Annotated in this window: 5 protein-coding genes; 2 read left to right on the top strand and 3 right to left on the bottom strand. The window is 29.9% G+C overall.

The window, feature by feature from the left end; translation table 11 throughout:
- A partial coding sequence (locus tag B5E79_RS13010; protein ID WP_143746794.1) for an ArsR/SmtB family transcription factor occupies positions 1-240 on the top strand: 240 nt, incomplete at its 5' end.
- A 237-nt stretch (positions 241-477) separates the two neighbouring features.
- Here the strand turns inward: B5E79_RS13010 and B5E79_RS13005 are convergent.
- The 3 genes from B5E79_RS13005 to B5E79_RS12995 are packed head-to-tail and all read right to left on the bottom strand — an operon-like array spanning position 478 to position 3,697.
- Positions 478-1,494 carry a hypothetical protein gene (locus B5E79_RS13005; RefSeq protein WP_087298336.1) on the bottom strand — a complete coding sequence of 339 codons (1,017 nt, stop codon included), beginning with the start codon at positions 1,492-1,494 and terminating at the stop codon, positions 478-480.
- Positions 1,495-1,507: 13 nt separating this feature from the next.
- Positions 1,508-2,107, bottom strand: coding sequence for a hypothetical protein (locus tag B5E79_RS13000; RefSeq protein WP_087298335.1), 600 nt, complete (start codon positions 2,105-2,107; stop codon positions 1,508-1,510).
- Between the two features lie 12 nt (positions 2,108-2,119).
- A complete protein-coding gene (locus B5E79_RS12995) occupies positions 2,120-3,697 on the bottom strand; it encodes a hypothetical protein (RefSeq protein ID WP_087298334.1) in 1,578 nt (525 codons plus the stop codon).
- A 299-nt stretch (positions 3,698-3,996) separates the two neighbouring features.
- Between B5E79_RS12995 and B5E79_RS12990 the strand changes: the two genes are divergently transcribed.
- Positions 3,997-5,313 carry an IS30 family transposase gene (locus B5E79_RS12990; RefSeq protein ID WP_087298333.1) on the top strand — a complete coding sequence of 439 codons (1,317 nt, stop codon included), beginning with the start codon at positions 3,997-3,999 and terminating at the stop codon, positions 5,311-5,313.
- Positions 5,314-5,532: the final 219 nt, after the last annotated feature.

The raw sequence follows: 5,532 nt of genomic DNA, 5'->3' as shown, positions 1-5,532 counted from the left end.
GATAAATCCAAGTTTGAAATTTTAACTTTGTTGAAAAAGAAATCTATGTATGGTCATGAACTTGCGAAAGCTATGAATCTCAAAACTCCAACAATCTCTTATCATATGGATGCTTTGTTAGATGGAGATTTTATTCGTATTAGAAAAGAAAATAATCGTATTTATTATTCATTAAATGAAGCAGAAATTGAACATATGATTCAATATTTACATCAAAAACTACTAAAGGGTGAGATCTGATTTCACCCTTTAATAGTTAATTATATTTTCTAAATTTCTTTTTTATATGCAAAACTCCTCTTTTAATAAAAATTTTTTAAACATTAATCATATATTATAAATATATAGACTATTATCATAGATAAATTAAAAATCAATAAATATAAAACCTTTTATTTTTATCAAAACTTTCTAACATTAATTTTATTAACATATCTACAACATTCACCTCAGTAATCTCAAGGAAACATATTATCATTAGAATACATTTTCATTCTGAGTATTTAATTCTTTACAAACATTGTTAAAAATCAATTCTGAATTTTCGGTCAATTCGCCACTTTCAGTTAAAATCGCAGTATCTAGTATTGTTTTTATAGATGATGCGATTGAAACACATGCTACAATCTTCTTTTGAGAAGTTAAAGTGTATTCAGAATAATCCGTACCTTCAGTTTCAATAATTTTTTCCATTTCATAAATCAAAGGCAAGAAATATGAATCTAGTCTTGCTAATAAATCATAGAACATATATGTACGTCTTCTAATTGCTTGGCATTGAAATATTGCTGCTTCTAGTTGTTCACATATCTCATTAGCTTTTGCACTATTCGAATATGCTTCATCAAGATTTTTACTTGCTTTAGACCCTGCTATTACTCCTAATACCATCAAGGCTGGCGCTGCAACAATACCACCTAAAACAGCAGTACCTCCAGCAATTCCTAAGCCACCTGCAGCGATTGAGCCTCCTCCAAAAAAAGCCAAAGTTGCATTTGTTGCTGCAACTCCACTTAAAGAAGCAATTGCAGTACCTGTTGAAGCAGTAGCAAAAGTTGTTGCAGCACTGTAAGCGCCAAAAGCAGCAAACGCTCCCCCAGCTACCCCTGCTACTGCACCTTCCATTAATGAAGAAGCAAAATTCCCCAACTCTTTTAATTCTAAAAAATTCAACTTATCAAAATTAAGCTTATTAAACTCATTTAATCCTACTGTTTCTTTAAAATCAATATTTTTAATTTTTTCAAATAATTTTATAAATTCATTAACATTGTTTTCAAGAATAAAAAGTTTTTCTTGTCCTAAACTTTCTAAAGACTCACCACATGATTTACGCGCAATATTCAATTTTTCTTCGATTAATTTAATTCTTTCATTTGCAGATTCGTTTATTTTTTTTGCATTTGAATTATCTATCCCTGCTTTTACTGTTTTTCCAACACCTAATGCCCCTGTTACAGCAGCTGCACCTATAAGGAATAATGGTAACGGCATAATTCTTTCCCTCCTAATCATTAATTAATACTTTTAAACTTTTAATAATTGTTTCTCTTCTATTTGATAACTCTTTTATTTGCTTATCAACAACATTATATGGTTTACTTACTGTTTTTATCCACTTTTCCTCATTGTCAATAGATTCTAGTGTTTTCATTTTATTTTCTAATTCCAAATAAATTGATTTATCAATATCTAATTTCCTTACAATGAACTTTATCAAATTTCTTTCTTCTTTTGAGTATTTACCATCACCCATTGCCACAGATAAAAGATTCCAAATTAAAGTTGATTTAGCAATACCAATTTGAAAAAAATTGCTTATATCATACGACAAATCATTATAAAACCCATTAGAATTAGATGTAATAAATTTTTTTAAAATATCTTCAACACCTTCTTTTACAACTTCATAAAAGTCATCCTCATCAATCGCTTTGTTTAATTGGTTTTTACATTCATTAATAATATCTATTTTGTATTTTTGAAATGATGAATCTAGTTCGTTTCCAATCGCATCAAATGTTTCCTCTTCTATTTTACTTATGTCACCATCTACAGCCATTAAATAATATGTAAGTTTTAAAGCACTTTTTACATCTATTTTCATAAATCTCCTCCATTAAAACTCTAACGGTAAATCTGAGTTCATCAAAACATCAAATTCAGTTTTATTTGAAAATTGACTTACCTTTCCCAAGTTTTCTTGTAAAATATGATTTGCAAAAACAAAATTATCAATATTTTCTTCAAATATTGCTTTATCTAATTGATTAAAACATTCATTAAAAGACTTAATTTTATCAACAAAGTAATTAGATACCAAATAATTCATTTCTTTTCTATAATCTTGAATCATTGTAATCACTTCTGCACATTCAGCTTCAATCTGAATTCTTTCTTCTTTAGCTATTTTAGCTTCTTTCAATGCTATATTTAATTCATCATATATCGCCACTGCTGCGACATATCCAAAAGATGCTCCTGCAATTCCACTTAATACACTTATAATCTTAGGAGCAGATGCAGGAACAGCTGCTAATCCTATAGACCCGAATATTGCAGAACCAATTTCTCCTAATCCTTTCTTTCCTAATTCTTCGATACACCTAGCCCCGTCAATCTCCCCTTTTATATATCTACGCAAAGATTTTTCAATATCAATAGCTGTTGTAACTATACCAGCCGCCAAATTAGTTTTTGCCAAATTTCTTATATATCCTACCTTTGCATTCTGCATACTTCCTTTCGCCATTGTTCCTAAAAATGCAGTAGTATAACTAACAGCTGCTCCCTTCCCAGTATCACTAGCAACAGATTTTGCAGCTTCATAAGCAGTTTTTTCTCCTTTAGTGTATGAAACAATATTTTTTATAATCGAAACCGATCCAGCAATTGCAACTCCTATTTTCATTTGTTCTTTTCCAGCACGATGCGATATTTTAGCAATATCTTTCGCAATAGACAGCTTTGCATTTGTTCTGGCTTCAATTGCTTCTTCTGTAGTCAAACCACTTTTTCTCAGATTCTTTTTTATTTTTTCATACTTTCTAATTTTCTCCCTTTTGATCTGAGCTACTTCTGCCTTTCCTTTTTTATTTGCAACTTCTGCTTGTTGACATAATTCTTCAATTTTCTCGTCTATTAATCCTTTAGTCTTTTCATTTCCTAATAATACATCATATGCGTCATCAGGAATATCTAAAATAGCATCTGCAGCTAAATATTTTTCATATTTTTTACTATTTAATTTATTTAATAAATCTTTTGGGGTTTTACCAACAAATTTCATTTGAGCTCCTGAATTAATAATTTCATTACCCATCAAATCGACTTCTTTTATATCGAACAAAGTATCATTAATACTGCCCAAATCATCCGTTCTAATATATCGAGTATCTTTTTTATTGATAATGCTTTCAGCATTCTTTCTAGCAACAGATTTCACCTCAGCAGCAAATCCTGCCTGTTGCTTTATATTACTACTAAAATAATCAGGATTAACTTTTGAATCAGCTATTTTCCTAAGGCCTTTTTGAAGAACTTTTCCTGTTTCATTATCTGCTCCACTATATGAAACAACATGCTCTTTTACAGCACTTCCATATCTTTTAATAGTTTCTGCAGAAGCCCCTTCAAAAACAGCTTTATTTATACCTGTTATCAATTCTTTTTTATCATTTTTATTTTCTTTTGTCATCCTTTCATTTTCACCTACTTTAGAAAAAATTAACAAGTGTTGATATAATATAAACCCTATTTCCAAACATTTTATCAACAATTTGTATATATATAATTCTTTCCTATTAAAATAATTTTATCACAAACATAAACACATGTATAGAAGATACCATATTATTTAAATATTTTTGTAACAACTGATTTTTAGGTTAATTGTAAAAGTAAATTCTACTTTAAAAAATAAAGTGGAATTTAGTCTTACGAATTTTCTTGTTATATGTTATTGATTATTTGTTCCTCATTTTCTGGATTAATGATATGAATGAAAATATTTCTAAAAATAAACATATGACTGCTGATCAACGTAATGAGATTTTTACCATGCTAGAAAATGGTGATTCCGTTTCTAAAATTGCTTCAGCTATTTCAAAAGATAAATCTACTGTTTCCAAAGAAATCAGGAAACATAGAATTGAACAGAGAATTTCCAATACCCTTAGTAAAAATGGCACCTGTGCTCATGTTAAAAACTGCACACATACTCATTTATGCTCTCATGTCAAATGCAATCTCAAATTTTGTAGAAGTTGTGACATATGTCAAAGCGTTTGTCCTGATTTTGAGCTTCATATATGTAAGCGATTAAAAAGAGCACCCTATGTATGCAATGGCTGTGATTCTCGTAAATATTGTCGTAAACCAATAAAATATTTTTACAACCCTTCCCATGCTCACAAAGAATATATGGAAGCTCTTGTCAGTTCACGTACTGGCATCAGTGTCACTGAAGAAGAACTCAAAAAAATTGATTCCATTGTAAGCCCTCTTGTCAGAGATAAGTCTCAATCTCTCAATCATATATTTGCTTCACATGCTGGTGAGATTGGCGTTTCTCAAAGTACCGTTTACAACTACATTGATGCTGGCTTTCTTGAATGTGCCAACATTGACCTCCCTAGAAGGGTTAGATTCAAGAAAAGAAAGAGAAAAGCAGGGAAAAATGAGGTAAAAATCAATAAATCTGCATTAAGAAAAAATCGCACATATGATGATTATCTCGCTTATATGAACGAGCATCCCGACGCCAATGTCATCCAGATGGATACTGTTGAGGGAATCAAAGGTGAAAATCTTCTCCTTACCCTGCATTGTGTGAAAACGCATTTTCAAATTGCCCATTTTATTTCAAGTAAGGAAAATACACATCTTGCACAGGTATTTGAATTATATTATGAAAGATTTGATGATAAGGATCTCTTTAAAAATTTCTTTCAGGTCATACTTACAGATAATGGAAAAGAATTCACGGACATAGCTTATCTTGAGGAACTAGGATTAAAAGTATTTTTTTGCGACCCCAATAGATCGGATCAAAAAGGTTCCTGTGAAAAGAATCATGAATTCATAAGATATTTCCTGCCAAAAGGAAAGACTTTCAACAATCTTCATCAAAGAGATATTTGGAATATGATGTCACATATCAATTCATACAAGAGATATTCATTGAATAATAAAAGCCCCTATGAAGTAACGGAATTCATATGGGGCAAAGAATTATTACAGGCATTGCACATCAAATATATTAAGCCTGATGAAGTGACTCTAAACAATTCAATTTTTAATAAAAACAGATAGGAAAGGATTGAAAATGAGGAACACTAAAAAGTAGAATTTAGTCTTGTAAATTCATCACAATCCATAAGAAAATTGAAATTCACTTCAAGTACATTATATACACAAACACAAAAATTAAAAATATAAATTATGTCATTTCCAAGATTAAGTTCTACTTATCAATATTTTTTAAGTAGAACTTAGTCTTAAAAAAAGTGGAATTTACTTTTCAAATTAAAT

This window comes from Massilimicrobiota sp. An134 (genome assembly GCF_002160815.1).
Taxonomy (GTDB): Bacteria; Bacillota_I; Bacilli_A; order Erysipelotrichales; family Coprobacillaceae; genus Allocoprobacillus; species Allocoprobacillus merdigallinarum.
The sequence above is the reverse complement of the archived record's forward strand: the minus strand, read 5'-3'. Positions and strand labels throughout refer to the sequence as shown.